The sequence below is a fragment of the Delftia sp. Lp-1 genome, assembly GCF_020523835.1.
Taxonomy (GTDB): Bacteria; Pseudomonadota; Gammaproteobacteria; order Burkholderiales; family Burkholderiaceae_C; genus Comamonas; species Comamonas acidovorans.
In genome coordinates this window covers 275,746-293,128 of sequence record NZ_JAJALJ010000002.1, presented here as the reverse complement: position 1 = coordinate 293,128, position 17,383 = coordinate 275,746, and the positions used below count along the sequence as shown (strand labels likewise).

At 69.3% G+C, this 17,383-nt stretch carries 13 protein-coding genes; 9 read left to right on the top strand and 4 right to left on the bottom strand.

Features of this window, described 5'->3' with window-relative positions; all coding sequences use genetic code 11:
* Positions 1-14: 14 nt before the first annotated feature.
* From LGR64_RS18055 to LGR64_RS18020, 8 genes are all read left to right on the top strand, one after another.
* Complete coding sequence (locus tag LGR64_RS18055) at positions 15-2,543, top strand: sensor histidine kinase (RefSeq protein WP_230356406.1); 2,529 nt, start codon at positions 15-17, stop codon at positions 2,541-2,543.
* A gap of 126 nt (positions 2,544-2,669) precedes the next feature.
* Positions 2,670-3,230 carry an RNA polymerase sigma factor gene (locus tag LGR64_RS18050; protein WP_034390819.1) on the top strand — a complete coding sequence of 187 codons (561 nt, stop codon included), beginning with the start codon at positions 2,670-2,672 and terminating at the stop codon, positions 3,228-3,230.
* A complete protein-coding gene (locus LGR64_RS18045) occupies positions 3,227-4,279 on the top strand; it encodes a FecR family protein (RefSeq protein WP_230356404.1) in 1,053 nt (350 codons plus the stop codon). Before LGR64_RS18050 ends, LGR64_RS18045 begins: the two co-directional genes overlap by 4 nt.
* A gap of 88 nt (positions 4,280-4,367) precedes the next feature.
* Positions 4,368-6,749, top strand: a complete 2,382-nt coding sequence (locus LGR64_RS18040) for a TonB-dependent siderophore receptor (protein ID WP_230356402.1) — start codon at positions 4,368-4,370, stop codon at positions 6,747-6,749.
* A gap of 184 nt (positions 6,750-6,933) precedes the next feature.
* Positions 6,934-8,121 carry a muconate cycloisomerase family protein gene (locus LGR64_RS18035; protein ID WP_230356400.1) on the top strand — a complete coding sequence of 396 codons (1,188 nt, stop codon included), beginning with the start codon at positions 6,934-6,936 and terminating at the stop codon, positions 8,119-8,121.
* Positions 8,122-8,149: 28 nt separating this feature from the next.
* Entirely contained in the window at positions 8,150-8,428 is a 279-nt protein-coding gene (gene catC / locus LGR64_RS18030; RefSeq protein ID WP_012203794.1) for a muconolactone Delta-isomerase, read from the top strand.
* 42 nt (positions 8,429-8,470) lie between these two features.
* Positions 8,471-9,463 (top strand): Bug family tripartite tricarboxylate transporter substrate binding protein, encoded by a 993-nt coding sequence (locus LGR64_RS18025; RefSeq protein ID WP_230356398.1) that lies wholly within the window; start codon positions 8,471-8,473, stop codon positions 9,461-9,463.
* 144 nt (positions 9,464-9,607) lie between these two features.
* Positions 9,608-10,030 carry a hypothetical protein gene (locus LGR64_RS18020; RefSeq protein ID WP_230356396.1) on the top strand — a complete coding sequence of 141 codons (423 nt, stop codon included), beginning with the start codon at positions 9,608-9,610 and terminating at the stop codon, positions 10,028-10,030.
* Between the two features lie 4 nt (positions 10,031-10,034).
* Here LGR64_RS18020 and LGR64_RS18015 read toward each other — a convergent pair whose 3' ends face one another.
* On the bottom strand, positions 10,035-10,991 hold the full coding sequence (locus LGR64_RS18015) for a DMT family transporter (RefSeq protein WP_230356393.1): 957 nt from the start codon (positions 10,989-10,991) through the stop codon (positions 10,035-10,037).
* Between the two features lie 72 nt (positions 10,992-11,063).
* Between LGR64_RS18015 and LGR64_RS18010 the strand changes: the two genes are divergently transcribed.
* Positions 11,064-11,948 carry a LysR family transcriptional regulator gene (locus LGR64_RS18010; RefSeq protein WP_141829907.1) on the top strand — a complete coding sequence of 295 codons (885 nt, stop codon included), beginning with the start codon at positions 11,064-11,066 and terminating at the stop codon, positions 11,946-11,948.
* Here LGR64_RS18010 and LGR64_RS18005 read toward each other — a convergent pair.
* From LGR64_RS18005 to LGR64_RS17995, 3 genes are read right to left on the bottom strand one after another with little or no spacing between them, the layout of a single operon-like run.
* The gene (locus LGR64_RS18005) at positions 11,945-12,187 is read right to left on the bottom strand and encodes a formate dehydrogenase subunit delta (RefSeq protein WP_013803888.1); all 243 of its coding nucleotides are present in this window, start codon (positions 12,185-12,187) and stop codon (positions 11,945-11,947) included. The genes LGR64_RS18010 and LGR64_RS18005 overlap by 4 nt on opposite strands.
* Positions 12,187-15,132, bottom strand: coding sequence for a formate dehydrogenase subunit alpha (gene fdhF, locus LGR64_RS18000; RefSeq protein ID WP_141829909.1), 2,946 nt, complete (start codon positions 15,130-15,132; stop codon positions 12,187-12,189). Before fdhF ends, LGR64_RS18005 begins: the two co-directional genes overlap by 1 nt.
* Before the next feature lie 12 nt (positions 15,133-15,144).
* Positions 15,145-17,319, bottom strand: coding sequence for a formate dehydrogenase subunit gamma (locus LGR64_RS17995; RefSeq protein ID WP_141829911.1), 2,175 nt, complete (start codon positions 17,317-17,319; stop codon positions 15,145-15,147).
* Positions 17,320-17,383 lie beyond the last annotated feature (64 nt).

Here is a 17,383-nt window from a genome sequence, read left to right as displayed (position 1 = left end):
GGAGCACCTTCATCATGTCTGAACGAGCTGCCGCGCATCATTTTCTCGGAGCCCGGCGCAGTGCCCACATCAAGGCACTGGTGCTGACCTTTGCACTGTGCGTGCTTGCCGGACTGGTGCTCTTCGTCTGGAGCCAGCTGCATGCCGATGCGGACCAGAGCAAGTCCCAGGCCGCGCTGCTGGCCCGCGTGCTGGAGGACCAGACGGCCAAGACCTTCGAGAACACCGAAATGGCCCTGGCCAGCCTGGCGCACAACCCGGCCATCGTGGCCGCAGGCAGTGGGCGAGGCGCGCGCGAGGCTGCCATGGCCCTGCTGATCGCCCAGTTGCCCTACCTGCGCAGCATGGCGCTGATCGACGACAAGGGCCTCATCCTGGCCAGCACCCAGGCCGGGGAGGCCGGCCAGCAGATCGACACGCAGGATCTGCTGCACGACAAGGCGGCCGTCCTCATCCCCGGCAAGCCCCAGCTGGGCCGGCTGGTGCCCGGCCGCAGCCTGTCGTCGCTGGCGCCACGGGCGCATCCGACGCCGCGCGGCGTGTCCTTCCTGCCGCAGTTGCTGGCCTTCCACCAGGACAACGGCATGCCCGCCGTGCTGGTGGCCCTGATCAATCCCGACGCCGTGGCCAACTTCTACCAGTCCACGCTGGAGACCCTCAGCTACGAGGCCGTGCTGCTGACCTATGACGGCCGGCCCCTGGCCAGCACCAATGCGGGCACGGGCGTGCAGGCGGCCGCCGCGCTGCAGACGCCGCTGTTCCAGGAATGGCTGCCGCACAGCGAATTCGGCTCCTACATCGGCGCGGGCATGCTGGGGCGCCACCAGATCGTGTCGTTCCGCACCGTGCGCAACTGGCCGCTGCTGCTGGTGGTGGAGGAGCCCTACGCGGCCATGGTGGCGCGCTGGCGGGACAACGCCTTTGCCTTCTTCGTGGCCGGCTTGGCCCTGCTGGCCCTGGTGCTGGGACTGAGCTGGTCGGTGCTCAAGACCCGCAGGGTCCAGAAGTCGGCACTGCAGGCCATGGAGCAGGCCCAGGCGCGCCTGGCGCGCAGCGAGCATGAGATGGCCGTGCTCATGCGCAGCGTGCAGGAGCTGATCTTTCGCACCGACAGCCAGGGACTGCTGACCTTCGTGAACGCGCGCTGGGAACAGCTGACCGGCCAGCCCAGCGCCGAGGCCGTGGGCCAGCCGCTGGAGAACATCGTGGACGGCTCGTACCTGGCGCAGATCCAGGCCCTGCTCGATCCACTGGCCCGGCTGGCACCGCGCAACTGCCAGGCCATGTTCCGCCTGCCGGGCAACCGGGAGATGCTCTGCGACATCGCCGTGGTTCCCCTGCTGCGCGACGGCCGGCTGGTGGGCTTTGCCGGCAGCGCCGTGGACGTGACCGCCCGCTGGAAGGCCCAGCAGGAACTGCAGACCCAGCTGGCCTTCCAGCATCTGCTGTTCGAGACCACGCCCCTGCCCATGCTGGTCACCGACGCGGACCAGCGCGTGGCCCTGGTCAACAAGGCCTGGGAGGACTTCTTCGGCCGGGGCCGCTACGCCGTGCTCGGCCACGAGATCAAGGGCCTGCACGCGCGCGACGATGCCCTGCTGCAGATGCGCAGCAACCAGGTCGTGATGCGCTCGGGCCAGCGCATGATGGTGGAGGCCCGGCTGCCCCATGTGGACGGCAGCTACCGCGATGTGCAGATCTCCAAGGCAGCCGTCAAGAATGCCCAGGGCCAGATCACCGGCGTGCTCAGCATCTTTGTGGACGTGAGCGAATTCCGCGCAGCCGAGCATGCCACCCGCGAAGCCCGCGACGCGGCCGAAGAGGCCTTCCGCGTGAAATCGGAATTCGTGGCCAACATGAGCCACGAGCTGCGCACCCCGCTGCAGTCCATCATGGGCTTTGCCGAGCTCGGCGGCCTGCGCTCGCGCGGCAATCCCGCCATGGCCGACATGTTCAACGACATCCACGAGGCGGGCATACGCATGCTGGCCCTGGTCAACGACCTGCTGGACGTGGCCAAGCTGGAAAGCGCCGTGGGCACCATCCACGTCGAGCGCACCGACCTCAGGAGCCTGATCCGGCCCGTGGTGCGCGAGCTGGAGCCGCAGCAGCAGCAAAAGCTGATCGACCTGCGGCTGGAGCTCGACGACACGCCGCTGATCGCCAAGGCCGACCCCGTGCGCTTCCAGCAGGTGGTGCGCAATGTGCTGGCCAATGCCATCAAGTTCTCGCCCATTGGCGGGCGCATCGATGTGCAGGGCCGCATCGATGAACAGGGCGATATCTGCATCGCCGTCTCCGACCAGGGGCCGGGCATTCCTCCGCAGGAACTGGACAAGATCTTCCAGCCCTTCGTGCAGTCCAGCAAAACCCGCAACGGCTCGGGCGGCACCGGCCTGGGCCTGGCCATCTGCCGCAAGATCATCGACGCCATGGACGGCACCATCGCCGCCAGCAACCGCTCCGAAGGCGGGTCGCTGTTTCGCATCACCCTGCCCTGCCGCACCGGCGCATCGGAGACGCGGCCGGCGGAGTTGCTGTAGCGGAGCCAGACAGGGCAGAGAGCGCGTGGGCATTCGGCAACAAATGAGAAAAAGTCTCATTTAGAATGCCGCAACCCTGCTCCCTGAACCTGCCGCTCGGCACGCCCGGCCTCCATTCCCGTTCGTATGACACGTCATCCGACTCCCGCAGCCTGGCTGGGCCTGGACCTGCGCTGGGCCTACGGCAGCCTGCTGCCCGCCATCTGGCGCAGCACGCGCTGCATCCACCGTGCGCAGGATGTGCTGCATGACGCCTTCGTGCGCTACGCCCTCAGCGGCAGGCATGAAGGCATCGCCCAGCCGCACGCCTATCTGCGCGTGGTAGCGCGTACCGTGCTCGCGGACCAGATGGCGCATGAACGCCGCTTCGTGCCCCTGCCCGACCTGGCAGGCGAGCCGGACTCCACGGCCCCCGGCAGGCGCACGGACGCCATCGCCGTGCAGGAAGCATTCACCGCGCCTTCCGCCGAGGTGCTGGCCGATCTGCAGCAGCGCCTGGCCGCTGCGCAGCGGGTCATCGAAGGGCTCCCCCCGCGCTGCCGCGAGGTGTTCTGGCTGTGCAAGGTGGAAGGCCATTCCCAGCCCAGGATTGCCGCCACGCTGGGCATCAGCCTGAACATGGTGGAGCGCCACCTGATGCGCGCCCTGCTGGACCTGCGCGCCGCGCGCGAGCTGCTCGCGCCATGACCACACCGCGCGAAGAGGCCGCGCGCTGGTTCATACGCATGCACCGGGATGCGGGAGCGCAGCCCGGCGCCGCCGACGCCGCCGCCTGGCGCACCTGGATGGACGCCGACCCGCGCCACGCCGCCGAATACGCCGCCTTCGAGGCGCTGTGGCAGGACTTCGACTCCACGCCCCGCACCGAGGCCCTGGCCACGGCCGTGAACACCGCCGCACGCCAGCGCCGCAACACGCGCCGCGCAGCCATCACCCGCGGCGTGCTGGGCGTTGCCGGCCTGGGCACGGCGGGCCTGCTGGCATGGCGCGGCTGGCTTGAATGGCAGGACGCCACCGTGTTCGCCCTGGCCCGCGACAGTGCGATTGGCGAACGCATCGTGCTGAACCTGCCCGACGCCAGCGTGCTGACCCTGGGACCGGCCAGCCGCATCGCCACGCGCTACACGCGCCGCCAGCGCGCCGTGGTGCTGGAGCAGGGCGAGGCCCTGTTCGACGTGGCCAGGGATGCAGACCGCCACTTCACCATCGACGCAGGCCAGGCGCGCATCACCGTGCTGGGCACGCGCTTCACCGTCAACCGCCTGCCGGGCCTGGTGCGGGTGAGCGTGGAGCATGGCACGGTGCGTTTGGCGGTGAAAGGTGCTGAAGGAGAACCGTCCCTGCTGCTGCAGGCGGGCGAAGTGGGGGAACTGCCGGATGAAAGCGCCGGTGCCGCCCCCGGTGCCGATGGCGCCCACGCCAGCCCCCTCCCCCGCCGCGTGCAGCGCGATGCGCGCGACAGCTTCTCGTCCATCGAACGCGGCCTCATCGTCTTCGACAGCGCCGGGCTGGGCGAGATCGCGGCCACGCTGTCGCGCTGGCGCCGCCAGCCCGTGCGTGCGGCCGTAGCCGACGGCACGGGCGGGCCGCGCATCACGGCCGCCGTGCAGCGCGCCGATGTGGAGAGTTTCCTGGACGCGCTGCCGCGCATTGCCGCCGTGCGCGTGCAGGAGCGCGACGGCGCCACCTGGCTGGCCCCGCGCAGCACGGCGCCGGAAAAAATCCGGAAAAACTGAAAAAAAACGGCCAACACACATCAGGGATCCGGCGGGCTGCTCCGTCATACAGGCGAGCACAACCGATTTCCAGGAGAACGTTCCCGCCATGCCCGCCCGCCCTCTTTCCTCCCGCCCGGCACGCGCCTGCCTGTCCCTGCTCGCCTGCGCGGCGGCACTGGCCTGCACGCCAGCCCTGGCCGCCCCTGCCGACATCGACCTGCCGGCCCAGCCGCTGTCCGACGCCATCAAGGCCCTGGCGCGCGCCACCGGCACCAGCATCGCGGCCGACAGCGCCCTGCTGGCAGGCAAGACCGCACCCGCCGTCCAGGGCCGCCTGGAGCCGGCCGAGGCGCTGCAGCGCCTGCTGGCCGGCAGCGGGCTGCAAGCCTCTGCCCAGCCCCAGGGCGGCTGGCTGCTGCGCCCCGCCCCGGCGCGCCCGCAGACCGCGCTGGACGAAGTGCGGGTGACGGCCACTGCCCTGCGCGACGGCCGCACGGAAGGCACGGGCAGCTACCGGGCGCCCTATGCCAGCGCGGCCACCAAGATCGAGCTGACGGCGCGGGAGACGCCGCAGTCCGTATCCGTGATCTCGCGCGCGCAGCTCGATGACCAGAACTTCGTGGAGCTCACCGAAGCCGCCAAGGTGGTGCCCGGCATCGTCGTGCGCCGGCAAAGCAGCACAGGCGGGCGCAGCGACATCCTCTCGCGCGGCTACCAGTCCTCCACCTACCAGTTGGACGGCCTCACCGTCAGCGGCAATCCGGCCACCCAGGAAACGCTGGACCTGGCCCTGTTCGACCGGGTCGAGGCCCTGCGCGGGCCGGCCGGGCTGTTCTCGGGCGCGGGCGAGCCCAGCGTCATGCTCAACCTGGTGCGCAAGCGCGCCCTGCCGGACTACCAGGGCCAGGGCGCCATCGGCCTGGGCTCGCGGGGCCGCAAGCGGGCCGAGGTGGATGTCACCGGCCCGCTGTCCGAAGATGGCCGCCTGCGTGGCCGGGTGGTGGCGCTGCACGAGAACTTCGGCAGCCCCGTGATGGCCATGGACGGCCACAAGCAGGCCCTGTATGGCACGGTGGAGCTGGACATCACTTCCCAGAGCACGGTCTCGGTGGGCGCCACCTGGCAGCGCGGCCGGGGCAACTACGACACCGGCCTGCCCGCCCACGCCGACGGCAGGCTTGCCCCCATTCCGCGCGACGTGGCCATTGCCGCCGACTGGGGCCGCGCCGCGCCCGAATCGCTGGCCGGCTTCATCGAGTCCGAGACGCGGCTCGACGGCGGCGGCCTGTTCAAGGTGGCCGCCCGCCGCGTGCTGCGCCAGCAGCGCGACAAATACATCAACGGCTACTCAGCCGTCTCGGACACCGGCATCAGCCGCTTCAGCCAGGCCCAGACCGTGGACCGCGACTACGCCGACACCACGGCCGACATCTACTACAGCACGCCCTGGCAATGGGCCGGGCAGACGCACCATTTCATCGCGGGCGCGGACTACCGCAGCTCCAACATGCACCTGCGCATGCTGCGCGGCGCCATGAACACGCCGGCCGACCTGTTCCACTACGACCCCTCCTCCATCCCCGAGCCCAGCTTCAAGCCCTTTGCCGACGACATCACGCGCACCAGCCTGCGCGGCGTCTACGGCCAGTTGCGCATCAAGCCCACGCAGGCTCTCACCCTGGTGGCGGGCGCGCGCAAGAGCTGGTGGAAGACAGAAACCTCGGATCGGCTGCAGAACACGCGCTCGGGCTACGAGGTCGATGGCCAGTTCACGCCCTTCGGCGCCGTGCTCTTCGATCTGAACGACAGCTGGACGCTCTACGCCAGCCAGTCGCGCATCTTCCAGCCGCAAAGCGGGCGCCTGGCCGGCGGCGGCCAGATCGCCCCGCGCGAGGGCCGGCAGGTGGAGGCCGGCATCAAGGGCAGCCTGCTGGACGGACGCCTGAGCGCCACCGCCGCCATCTACCGCATGCAGGACACCAACCGCGCGCTGGCCGATCCTGACGATGCCGCCTTCGTCATCCCCGCAGGCAAGGTGCGCTCCGAAGGCTTCGAGGCCGAAGTGGTCGGCTCGCTGTCGCCGCGCTGGGACGTGGCGGCCAGCTACGCCTACATGCGCTCCAAATACCTGCAGGGCACTGTCACGCAGACGGGCACCGACTTCAGCACCATGTCGCCGCGCCACAGCGTGAACCTGTGGGCGCGCTACCGCGTGGCCGGCCCCGTGGCCCAGGGGCTGGAGCTGGGCGCGGGCGTGCGCGCCGTCAGCGAGTTCTACGACACCCTGGGCACCGTGCGCTGGCGCGCGGGCGGCTACGGCGTCTGGTCCGTCTATGCCGCCTACCCGCTCACCCCCAAGGTCAAGCTGGCCGTGAACATCGACAACCTCTTCGACCGCGTCTACTGGGAGCGCGTGGGCACGGCCACGCGCAGCAACTACTACGGCCTGCCGCGCAGCATCATGGTCACGCTGCGCAGCAGTTTCTGACCCATTCGCCAGAGGGCGTGCGCAGCAGAAGGCTGCCGCGCCCCCTGCCTGCCGCGCAGGCATTCAACACATCGACACCATCGAATGATTTCTCACAAATAATTCAATAGATCCACACAATGCATGGATTTACGCTTGTGTCCATCGCCGGCAGCCGCCGCCAGCCAAGACACACGCCATTGCCATGCAAGACCGTTTCCTGATCGAGCGCATCGAGGCGCGGATCCTCGACATTCCCACCATCCGTCCGCACAAGCTGTCGTTCGGCTCCATCAGCCGGCAAAGCCCGGTGATCGTGCAGCTGTGGCTGCGCAATGGCGCCACGGGCTTTGGCGAGGCCGCCACCATCGGCGGCCCGTCGTGGAACGAGGAATCGCCCGAGAGCATCCACCACGCCATCACCAACCATCTGGCGCCCAGCCTGATCGGCCAGGACGGCGCGCGCTTCGAGGCCTGCCTCTCGCGCATGGACCTGGCCTGCAAGGGCAATGCCTTTGCCAAGAGCGCCGTGGAAATCGCGCTGCTGGACGCCGTGGCCCGCAGCCTGCAGTTGCCGCTGTGGCAATTGCTGGGCGGCAAGCAGCGCGACAGCCTGCCCCTGGCCTGGACGCTGGCCAGCGGCGACATCGAGCGCGACCTGGCCGAGGCCCATCTGCGCCTGGAACAAAAGCGCCACCGCATCTTCAAGATGAAGATCGGCGCGCGCACGCCCGAGGCCGACGTGGCCCATGTGAGCGAGATCGCACGCGGCCTGCAGGGCCGCGCCACGCTGACCGTGGACGTGAACCAGGCCTGGGACGGCGCCACGGCGCGGCGCTTTCTGCCGCAGCTGATCGATGCCGGCGTGACCCTGATCGAGCAGCCCGTGGCCGGCTGGAACGTACCCGCGCTGCGCGAGCTGACCGCCACGCTGCAGGGCGCGCTGGTCATGGCCGACGAGAGCGTGTGCACGCCCTACGACGCCATGCGCCTGGCGCGCGAGCAGGCCAGCCATGTGTTCTCGCTCAAGGTGGCCAAGCACGGCGGCCTGCTGCGCACGCGCAAGGTGGCGGCCATCGCCCAGGCGGCCGACATCGGCTGGTACGGCGGCACCATGCTGGAGACCTCGATCGGCTCGGCCGCCTCGGCCCACGTCTTTGCCACGCTGGGCGGGCAGCACTACAACTGCGAGCTGTTCGGCCCCCAGCTGCTGGTGGACGACATCGTCACCGAGCGCATGGCCATCCGCGACTTCGAGCTGCAACTGCCCGACGGGCCGGGCCTGGGCGTGGAGATCGACCTGCAGCAACTCGCGCGTTTCGACCGCGCGCTGGCCGGCAGCCAGCCGCAGCACTTCGACATGGGGCAGGCCCGGACCGGGGCTGCGACCTGAATTCCTTTCATTCCTCCTGGAGACAAACATGCTTTATCTGGTCCGCATGGACGTGAAGATCCCCCACGACCTGCCCGCCGACGTGGCAGCCGAGATCAAGGCCCGCGAGAAGGCCTATTCCCAGCAGCTGCAGCACGACGGCCGCTGGCCCCACATCTGGCGCGTGGTCGGCGAGTACGCCAACTACAGCGTGTTCGACGTGGCCTCCAACGACGAGCTGCACGAGCTGCTGCAGGGCCTGCCGCTGTTCCCCTACATGGACATCCAGGTCACGCCGCTGGCAAGGCATCCCTCGGCCATCGCCTGAGCACAGCCCAAACCAAGACCAAATTTTTCGGAGACAACTGAAGTGAATGTGAAACGCCGTTTTCTGACCGCCGCAGCCGCAGGCCTGTGCCTGTCCGCCGTGATGCCCGCCGCCCATGCGCAGTCCCCCGAGGCCAACTGGCCCAGCAAGCCCATCCGCTGGATCGTGCCCTTCCCGCCGGGCGGCGCCATGGACGCCATCGCGCGCACCCTGGGCGAGAAGGCCGGCCGCACGCTGGGCCAGCCCTTCGTGATCGAGAACCGGCCCGGCGCCGGCGGCAACATCGGCGCCGACTTCGTGGCCAAGCAGCCCGGCGACGGCTACACGCTGATGATCACCTCCATCGGCATGGCCACCAACAAGCCGCTGTACCGCAAGCTCAGCTACGACCCGATCAAGGACTTCGCCCCCGTGGGCGTGCTGGCCGTGGTGCCCAACATCCTGGTCACCAACTCCACCCAGCCCAACGTCAAGAGCGTGGCCGACGTGGTGGCCGCCGCCAAGGCCTCGCCCGGCAAGCTGACCTATGCCTCGGCCGGCAACGGCACCTCCATCCACCTGGCGGGCGAAGTGTTCAACTCGCTGGCCGGCGTGGACATCCTGCACATCCCCTACAAGGGATCGGGCCCGGCCGTCTCCGACCTGCTGGGCGGACAGGTCAACTACATGTTCGACTCCATCACCTCGGCGCGCCCGCACATCCAGTCGGGCAAGCTGCGCGCCCTGGCCGTGACCACGGCCAAGCGCTCGTCCAGCATGCCCGACGTGCCCACCATGGAAGAGGCCGGCATCAAGGGCTACGAGGTCTCGCCCTGGTTCGCCGTCTTCATGCCCGCCAGCACGCCGCCGGCCATCGTCAAGAAGCTCAACCAGGTCTTCGTGGCCGAGATGAAGCAGCCCGACGTGCTCGAACGCTTCAAGGCCATCGGCGCCGAAGTCGTGGGCTCCACCCCCGAGGAAGCGGCCAAGCACCTGCAGGCCGAGTCCGTGCGCTGGACCAAGGTGATCACGGAGCGCAACATCAGCATGGATTGAGCCTGGGCCGCTTCCGGTCGCCCGACAGGTTTTGATACGCTCGCCGGATCACACAACCAGGGGGACGGGATGGGCAAGCTCAGGAAATCACCATGCTGCAGCACACGGCCTTCTGAAGCGCACAGACGCTGAAGGAAGGCTGCCATGTTGTTGCGCATCCGCAAGGCCCTTGCGGCACGGTTCGAAGCCGTGGCCGAAATCGTGGGCCTGATCCTGTCCCTGGGCGGCGCGGCCGCAGCCAGCTTGCTGGGCAAGCTGGTGCTGGCCTTGATTCTGGGCACCATCGCCCTGGGCATTTTCTTCAGGCTGGCAGGACGCCGAAAGCGGTCCCAAGCCGGCCCATCGCAGCGCGAACCCGGCTGGCTTGCCGCCATGGCAGGCCTGCTGGCGTTGATCGAGATCGGCGTACTGGTGGAGGCAGTCGATCTGCCCGTGCGCTTTCACCAGCCAGGGTTTGCCTTGCATCACTGGCTCATCGTTGCGGCAGCCCTGCTCGCCGCATCCTGGCTCCAGCTGAAGCTGCTGCGCGCCGCGCGCAACGCCATCCGCGCCAGGCGCAGCACCTGACACGTCAACTGCGGACTGCCGCCTGCGCACCCTGCATGCGCGGGGCGGGCACCGGCCTGCGCCCCCAGTTCATCAGCGCCGTGCCAGCCACGGCCATGCCGCCGCCCAGCACGATGCTGGCATCGATGCTCTCGCCCAGCCACAGCGCCGACAGCGCCACGCCGATCACGGGCACCAGGGTGATGTAGCCAGAGGCCGCACCCGCACCCAGCGCCTTGACGCCGTCGAAGTACCAGGCATAGGCAAGCGCCGTGGCGCCGAAGGCCAGGAAGGCCAGCGCACCCCAGGCGGTTGCGTTGCCAAGCAAGGCAGCCTGCAGGCCGGCCGGCCCTTCCACCACCAGACTGGCCACCAGCAGCATGGCCGCGCCCATGGTCGAGGTCACGGCCGTGGCCGACAGTGCATCCACGCCCGTGAGCAGCCAGCGGCCGATCAGGGTGTAGCTCACCCAGCACACCACGCAGCCCAGGATCAGCAGCTCGCCGGCGCCCACCGATCCCTGCAGCAGCGCCAGCGGCTGGCCATGCGAGATCACCACCACGGCGCCGCAGGCCGCCAGCGCCATGCCCAGGGCAATGGTGCGGTTGAGCCGCTCGCCGAACAGCCAGACCGCCAGCGCCAGCGTGAGCACGGGGTTGAGCGTGATCACCAGGGCCGCCTTGCCGGCCGGCACATGCTGCAGCCCCATGAGGAAGAAGGCCGCATAGCCGAACACGCCCGTGGCGCCAGCGGCCGCCATGCCCAGCCAGCGTTTGGCGCTCCAGTGCCTGAGACCGGCCATGCCACCGGCCCAGTACAGCCAGGGCAGCAGCACGGCGGCGGCCAGCAGGAAGCGCAGGCTGGCGGCTGCCAGTGGCGGCATGTTCTGTGCCACCACGCGGCCCGCGGGCCAGGAAGCGCCCCACAGCAGGGCCATGCCGACAAGCCGCAGGTGGGGACCGAAGAAGCGTTGAAAATTCATGGCGCGTACTATGTGCTCATATCGATTCATAGACAAATGAGCGAATGCTCATGACCTGGACAACGTGATCCCATGACCTTCACCCAGCTCGAAGTGTTCGCGGCGCTGGCCCGCGCCGGCAGTTTCTCGCGCGCGGCAGCGCTGCTGGGCATTACCCAGAGCGCCGTCAGCCATGCCCTGCGCGCGCTGGAAGGCGAGCTGCAGGTGCAGTTGGTGCGGCGCGAAGGCCCTCACTCCCCGCTGACCGACGCAGGCACGCGGCTGCTGCAGCGCGCCAACGACATCCTCCAGCAAAAGGAGGCCTTGCGGCAGGAGGCCGATGCCGAGCGCGGCATGGCGCGCGGCACGCTGCGCGTGGCCTCGTTCGGCGCCACCTCTTCGCTGCGTCTGCTGCCCCCGCTGATCACCGAATACCGGCGCCGCCAGCCCGCCGTGCTGGTGCAGATCGACGAGCAAAACGACGACACCGTGGTCAAGTGGCTGCTGGAGCGGCGCGTGGAGATCGGCTTCGTCGTGCTGCCCGACGAGCGCTTCGGGACCGTGCCCCTGGTGGAAGACGAACTGGTGGCGCTGCTGCCCGCATCGCACCGGCTGGCGGCCCAGCGCAGCATCCGCGCCGCCGACCTGCAGGGCGAGGCCTTTGTGCGCACCTCGGCCGGGTCGGGCGCGCACATCGACCGCTTCCTGGCCGAGGCCGGCGCCCAGCCTGCGGCCATCTACCACTTCGAGCAGATGTCCTCCATGCAGGGCTTCGTGGCCCAAGGCCACGCCATTGCGATTGCCGCACGCCTGGCCGTGCCCGAGCAGGCGCCCGAAGGCATGGTCTACCGCAGCCTCGCGCCCCGCCAGCGCCGCGTCACCGGCCTGGCGGTGCGCAGCATGGAGCGGCTGTCGCCGGCCGCTGCCGGCTTTGTGGAGCTGGCGCGGGAGATGGCGAGGAAGAAGCAGTTTGGCTAAGCCTGCGCCGCCGACGGCAAGGTCAGCGGATGCAGCACCAGCGCCTCGCGCACGATGGGCTTGAGCGCCTGCGCCTCGTCGGGGCTGGCCAGCACGCGGGCCAGTTCGGCGCGCATGCGGGGCTCCCAGAATTTGCGGATGTGTTCGGCAATGCCCTGCAGGGCCTCGTCGCGCTCGGGCATGGCCTCGAAGAACTCGCCGATGCGGTTGGCCATGCGGACCAGGTTCGCGCTGTCCATCACTTGCCTCCCGCCACGGCCATGCTGCCTGCCTGGGCGGCCTGCGCGGCATGCAGCAGGCCGATCTGCTCTTCATGCATGCGCGCAAAGCCGCGCTGCCAGTCGGACGGCTGGGCGTGCTGGGGGACGGGCAGCACCTGCACGGCCGTGACCTTGTATTCGGGGCAGTTGGTGGCCCAGTCCGAGCTGTCGGTGGTGATGACGTTGGCGCCGGATTCGGGAAAGTGGAAGGTGGTGTAGACCACGCCGGGCTGTATGCGCTCGGTGACGGTGGCGCGCAGCACGGTCTCGCCCGCGCGGCTGGCGATGCCGACCCAGTCGCCGTCGCGTATGCCGCGGTCCTCGGCGTCATGCGGATGGATTTCCAGCCGGTCCTCGCTGTGCCAGTGGCTGTTGTGCGTGCGCCGGGTCTGGGCGCCCACGTTGTACTGCGACAGGATGCGGCCCGTGGTCAGCAGCAGCGGAAAGCGCTGGGTGACCTTCTCGTCGGTGGCCACGTACTGGGTGATGATGAAGCGGCCCTTGCCGCGCACGAAGCGGTCCCTGTGCATGATGGAAGTGCCGGCCTCTTCGGTGCTGTCATTGCAGGGCCATTGCACGCTGCCCAGCCGGTCGATCTTGTCGTAGTTCACGCCCGCGAAGCTGGGCGTGAGCGCGGCGATCTCGGCCATGATCTCGCTCGGGTGCGTGTAGTGCATGGCATAGCCCAGCGCATTGGCCAGCAGCTGGGTGACCTCCCAATCGGCATAGCCGGCCAACGGCGCCATGACCTTGCGCACGCGCGAGATGCGGCGCTCGGCATTGGTGAAGGTGCCGTCCTTTTCGAGGAAGGAAGCGCCCGGCAGGAAGACATGGGCGTACTTGGCGGTTTCGTTGAGGAAGATGTCCTGCACCACCACGCATTCCATGGCCGAGAGCGCGGCCGTCACATGCTGGGTGTTGGGGTCGGACTGCACGATGTCCTCGCCCTCGCAGTACAGGCCCATGAAGCTGCCGGCCAGGGCCGCCTCGAACATGTTGGGAATGCGCAGCCCGGGCTCGGGGCTGAGCGCCACGCCCCAGGCGTCCTCGAACTCGGCGCGCACCGTGCTGTCCGAGATGTGGCGATAGCCGGGCAGTTCGTGCGGGAAGGAGCCCATGTCGCAGGAGCCCTGCACATTGTTCTGGCCGCGCAGCGGGTTCACGCCCACGCCTTCGCGGCCCACGTTGCCCGTGGCCATGGCCAGGTTGGCGATGCCCATGACCATGGTCGAGCCCTGCGCATGCTCGGTCACGCCCAGGCCGTAGTAGATGGCCGCGTTGACGGGGCGGCCCGCTGGATGGTCCTCGGCACCCAGCGCATACAGGCGCGCGGCGCCGCGCACGAGTTCGGGAGCGACCCCGGTGACCTCGGCCATGGCCTCGGGCGAGTTCTCGGGCCGGGCCACGAATTCTTTCCACTGGGCAAAGGACTTGGCATCGCAGCGCTCGGCGATGTAGTCCTCGGCCAGCCAGCCTTCGGTGACGATGACATGGGCCAGCGAGGTGATCATGGCCACGTTGGTGCCGGGGCGCAGTTGCAGGTGGTAGTCGGCGCGGATGTGGGGCGACTTGACGAGCTCGATCTCGCGCGGGTCGATGACGATGAGCTTGGCGCCCGCACGCCGGCCGTCGCCGCGCAGGCGCTTTTTCATGCGCGAGCCGAACACCGGGTGCGCGGCCGTGGGATTGGCGCCGATGACCATGACCACGTCCGTGTGCTCGATGGACTTGAAGGTCTGCGTGCCGGCCGAGGTGCCATAGGTCTGGCCCAGGCCATAGCCCGTGGGCGAGTGGCACACGCGCGCGCAGGTATCGACGTTGTTGTTGCCGAAGGCCGTGCGCACCAGCTTTTGCACCAGGTAGGCCTCTTCGTTGGTGCAGCGCGAGGAGGTGATGCCGCCAATGGAATCCTTGCCGTGCTTCGCCTGGATGCGGCGGAACTCGCTGGCCGTGTGGGCAATGGCCTCTTCCCAGCTCACTTCGCGCCAGGGGTCGGTGATCTTCGCGCGGACCATGGGCCGGGTGATGCGGTCCTTGTGCGTGGCATAGCCCCAGGCAAAGCGGCCCTTGACGCAGGCATGGCCCTCGTTGGCCTGGCCGTCCTTCCAGGGCACCATGCGCACGACCTGCTCGCCCTTCATCTCGGCCTTGAAGCCGCAGCCCACGCCGCAGTAGGCGCAGGTGGTGATGGCGCTGTGCCCGGCCTGGCCCAGCTCGGTCACGGTCTTTTCCTGCAGCGTGGCCGTGGGGCAGGCCTGCACGCAGGCGCCGCAGCTGACGCAGTCGCTGTCCATGAAGCTGCCGCCCTGCCCCGCCGTGACGCGCGACTCGAACCCCCGGCCCGAGATGGTCAGCGCAAAGGTGCCCTGCGTCTCCTCGCAGGCGCGCACGCAGCGGTTGCAGACGATGCATTTGCTGGGGTCGTAGCTGAAGTACGGGTTGGAGACATCGACCTCTGCGCGCGCCTGGCCCTTGAAATGGTTGGCGCCGTCGAAGCCGTAGCGCACCTCGCGCAGGCCCACCGTGCCGGCCATGTCCTGCAGTTCGCAGTCGCCGTTGGCGCTGCAGGTCAGGCAGTCCAGCGGATGGTCGGAGATGTACAGCTCCATCACGCCGCGGCGCAGCTCCTGCAGTTGCGGGCTTTGCGTGCGCACCTTCATGCCCGGCTCGGCCGGCGTGGTGCACGAGGCCGGAAAGCCCTTGCGCCCCTCGATCTGCACCAGGCACAGGCGACAGGAGCCGAAGGGCTCCAGGCTGTCGGTGGCGCACAGCTTGGGCACGCTGACGCCGCCTTCCATGGCAGCGCGCATCAGCGAGGTGCCCTCGGGAACGCAGACCTCGCGGCCGTCGATCTCCAGGGTGATCAGGCGTTCGGACGGGCTGGCGGGCGTGCCCCAGTCGGCTTGCTTCAAATGGTCGAGCATGGTGTTCTCCGTTCAGGCAGCCGCTGCGGCCGTAGTGGACTCGATGCCGAAGTCCTGGGGGTAGTGGTTCAGCGCCGAGCGCACGGGATACGGCGTCATCCCGCCCATGGCGCACATGGAGCCGTGCTGCATGGTGTCGCACAGGCTTTCCAGCAGGGCCACCTGGCCGGCGTGGGCGGCAGGGTCGGTGCCGGCGCGCACGATGCGGTCGATGACCTCCACGCCGCGCGTGGAGCCGATGCGGCAGGGCGTGCACTTGCCGCAGGACTCGATGGCGCAGAACTCCATGGCGTAGCGCGCCAGCTGCGCCATGTCGGCCGTGTCGTCATGCACGACAATGCCGCCGTGCCCCACCACGTTGCCCTTGGCCGCATAGGCCTCGTAGTCCAGCGGCGCATCCCAGTCGGCCGGCGCCACATAGCTGCCCAGCGGGCCGCCCACCTGCACGGCCTTGACGGTGCGGCCGGTGACCGTGCCGCCGCCGAAGTCTTCCACCAGCTCGCGCAGGCTCAGGCCGAAGGCCTTTTCCACCAGGCCGCCGCGCGCAATGTTGCCGGCCAGCTGGAACGGAAGGGTGCCGCGCGAGCGGCCCATGCCGAAGCCCTGGTAGAAAGCCGCGCCGCGCGCCAGGATCAGCGGCACCGTGGCCAGCGTGATCACGTTGTTGATCACCGTGGGCCGGCTCCACAGCCCCTCGATGGCCGGCAGCGGCGGCTTGGCGCGCACGATGCCGCGCCGGCCCTCGATGCTCTCCAGCATGGCCGTTTCCTCGCCGCAGACATAGCTGCCCGCGCCCTTGCGCACCTCCATGTGGAAGGCCCGCCCGCTGCCGGCCACGTCGCGGCCCAGCCAGCCTGCGGCCTCGGCGCGCGCAATGGCTTCGCGCAGGGTGGCGATGGCATGCGGATACTCGCTGCGCACATAGACCAGGCCCTGCGTGGCGCCCACGGCCAGGCCCGCGATGGCCATGCCTTCGATCAGCGTGTAGGGGTCGCCCTCCATCAGCAGCCGGTCGGCGAAGGTGCCTGAATCGCCCTCGTCGGCATTGCAGGCAATGTACTTTTGCGGCCCCGCTGCGGCGGCCACGGTCTTCCACTTGATGCCGGCCGGAAACGCCGCACCGCCACGGCCGCGCAGGCCCGAATCCAGCACCTCCTGCACGATGGCTGCGGGCTCCATGCGCGCCGCGCGCTCCAGCCCCTGCCAGCCGCCATGGGCCGCATAGTCGGACAGGTTCAGCGGATCGATGACGCCCACGCGCTCAAAGGTCAGGCGCTCCTGGCGCGCCAGGTAGGCAATGGCCTCGGTCAGTCCATGGCACAGCGCATGGCTGCCGCCCTGCAGCATTCCGGCATCGATCAGGCCCGGCACCGCATCGGCCGTGACCGGGCCGTAGGCCACGCGGCCTTCGGGCGTCTCGACTTCCACCAGGGTCTCTAGCCACAGCAGGCCGCGCGAGCCGTTGCGCACGATCTGCACCTGAAGGCCGCGCGCCGCGCACTCGCGCTGCAGGGCGCCGGCCACGGCGTCAGCGCCCACGGCCAGCGCGGCGGCATCGCGGGGCACGTAGACGCGCACGCCGGAGCCTGCCCCTGCCCCTGCATGCGCAGGCTGGGCCACCGGCTCGCCGGCCTGCTCCGGCTGGCGGCATTGCGCGATGAGTGCATCCAGTCCGTTGGCCGAGACATGCGCATGGGGCTGGCCATCGAGCATCACGGCAGGCGATGACGCGCACAGGCCCAGGCAGTAGACCGGCTCCAGCGTGACGGCGCCATCGGCACTGGTTCCATGCCCATGCCCATGCCCACTCGATCCGCAGCCCAGCGCCTGGCCTGCGTGGGCCAGCAGCGCATCCGCACCGCGCGACTGGCAGGCCTCGGCGCGGCAGACCTGCAGCACATGGCGGCCCGCTGGCGTGCTGCGGAAATGGGGGTAGTAGGAGATGACGCCATGCACCTCGGCACGCGAGAGGTTCAGCGCATCGGCGATGCGCGGCACGGCGGCTTCGGGGATATGGCCCAGCATGTCCTGCACGGCGTGCAGCAACTCGATCAGGGGGCCCGGGCGCCGGGCGTGGACGGCAATGGCGTGCTCGACGGCCTCGCGCTCATGGGCGCCGAGTGCGCTGCCGGCAGCAGCGGCATTGAGGACGGCAATGGGAATGATCTTCCCTTGTGTGGCTGGCATGGGTATCCCTGCTGGCTTTCGTTGTGGGGAGCGGCGCGGTCCGGTCCGCTGGCGCTTTGTCTCT

Coding starts and splice junctions, on each gene's coding strand:
- LGR64_RS18055 (WP_230356406.1), top strand. CDS start 15: ATGTCTGAACGAGCTGCCGCGCATCATTTTCTCGGAGCCCGGCGCAGT.
- LGR64_RS18050 (WP_034390819.1), top strand. CDS start 2,670: ATGACACGTCATCCGACTCCCGCAGCCTGGCTGGGCCTGGACCTGCGC.
- LGR64_RS18045 (WP_230356404.1), top strand. CDS start 3,227: ATGACCACACCGCGCGAAGAGGCCGCGCGCTGGTTCATACGCATGCAC.
- LGR64_RS18040 (WP_230356402.1), top strand. CDS start 4,368: ATGCCCGCCCGCCCTCTTTCCTCCCGCCCGGCACGCGCCTGCCTGTCC.
- LGR64_RS18035 (WP_230356400.1), top strand. CDS start 6,934: ATGCAAGACCGTTTCCTGATCGAGCGCATCGAGGCGCGGATCCTCGAC.
- catC (WP_012203794.1), top strand. CDS start 8,150: ATGCTTTATCTGGTCCGCATGGACGTGAAGATCCCCCACGACCTGCCC.
- LGR64_RS18020 (WP_230356396.1), top strand. CDS start 9,608: ATGTTGTTGCGCATCCGCAAGGCCCTTGCGGCACGGTTCGAAGCCGTG.
- LGR64_RS18015 (WP_230356393.1), bottom strand. CDS start 10,991: ATGAATTTTCAACGCTTCTTCGGTCCCCACCTGCGGCTTGTCGGCATG.
- LGR64_RS18010 (WP_141829907.1), top strand. CDS start 11,064: ATGACCTTCACCCAGCTCGAAGTGTTCGCGGCGCTGGCCCGCGCCGGC.
- LGR64_RS18005 (WP_013803888.1), bottom strand. CDS start 12,187: ATGGACAGCGCGAACCTGGTCCGCATGGCCAACCGCATCGGCGAGTTC.
- fdhF (WP_141829909.1), bottom strand. CDS start 15,132: ATGCTCGACCATTTGAAGCAAGCCGACTGGGGCACGCCCGCCAGCCCG.
- LGR64_RS17995 (WP_141829911.1), bottom strand. CDS start 17,319: ATGCCAGCCACACAAGGGAAGATCATTCCCATTGCCGTCCTCAATGCC.